This window comes from Paenibacillus agri (assembly GCF_013359945.1).
Taxonomy (GTDB): Bacteria; Bacillota; Bacilli; order Paenibacillales; family Paenibacillaceae; genus Paenibacillus_AQ; species Paenibacillus_AQ agri.
Window position 1 is genome coordinate 1 of record NZ_JABWCS010000072.1, and the last position, 244, is coordinate 244.

1 rRNA gene is annotated in these 244 nt (G+C 54.9%); it reads right to left on the bottom strand.

The annotated features are described in order from the left end of the window. Window positions 1–244 (bottom strand): 23S ribosomal RNA (locus tag HPT30_RS00325); the annotation flags it as partial.

Sequence of the window (244 nt, forward strand, 5' to 3'; positions counted from 1 at the left end):
TACCCCCACCTCATCCCCGCACTTTTCAACGTACGTGGGTTCGGGCCTCCAGTGCGTGTTACCGCACCTTCACCCTGGACAGGGGTAGATCACACGGTTTCGGGTCTACGTCCACATACTAACTCGCCCTATTCAGACTCGCTTTCGCTGCGGCTCCGTCTTCTCGACTTAACCTTGCATGTTAAACGTAACTCGCCGGTTCATTCTACAAAAGGCACGCCATCACCCATAGATCGGGCTCTGA